The organism is Pseudomonas syringae group sp. 243L2 (assembly GCF_032587875.1).
Lineage (GTDB): Bacteria > Pseudomonadota > Gammaproteobacteria > Pseudomonadales > Pseudomonadaceae > Aquipseudomonas > Aquipseudomonas amygdali.
Genome location: NZ_JAWHPL010000035.1, coordinates 1 through 685, shown reverse-complemented (window position 1 = coordinate 685; position 685 = coordinate 1). Strand labels below are relative to the sequence as shown.

At 56.6% G+C, this 685-nt stretch carries 1 protein-coding gene; it reads right to left on the bottom strand.

Annotation, left to right across the window (positions count from 1 at the left end; genetic code table 11):
• Nucleotides 1-685: type VI secretion system tip protein TssI/VgrG (tssI, locus tag RYB66_RS22620; RefSeq protein ID WP_316895510.1), on the bottom strand; the 685-nt coding region annotated here is incomplete at both ends.

The following is a 685-nucleotide window of genomic DNA, read 5'->3' as shown; positions in this document are numbered from 1 at the left end:
TGAGCAACCACAGAGCATTCCACTCCTTGTTGGGGTGTCCATCCAATGGCAGAAAATGACCGCTGACCAGCCGAGGCTGATAGCTTTGACCTTCGCCCAGCCGGTAATCATGGCGGTGGCGTTCAAGGGCTCGATTCGCCCGTTGCAGACCCTGATCACGGTGGGTGAAACCGCCGGGGTAGTCATAGTCCTCAAGATCAGGCTGCGTCTTGATATCCGCCGAACCTTCCATCTTCAGAAGGGGCTTTTCAAAGTGATAATCACGGCGAGCGGTGCGGTTGGCGCGGGTTTCCAGGCGCAGCTTGAAACGCTTGATGACCGGCTCATCGGCCACCAGACCATTGTCCCGGCGATAAAACACCGAATCGAGTTTCGCAAACACCGTCTGGTCATCGCCAAACACCAGTTGATGCGCTGTGGGGCTGTGCTCAAAGTGATAGTGCAGACCTTCCTCTTCGCACAGTCTCTGGACGAAGTGCAGATCCGACTCGTTGTACTGCACGCAGTATTCCCGCTCGGCGTATGTCGTGCTGAGTTCGAAGCGGTAGGCATTGGCCAGCAAGTGATGTTCTTCCAGTATCTGCGCGATGATCTGCGACACTGTGCGATTCTGGAAAATACGCTGATTGGTGCGATGCCCGAGCCGGGCCAGATGCGGGCGCAGGGTGATCGAGTAGTGCGTGAG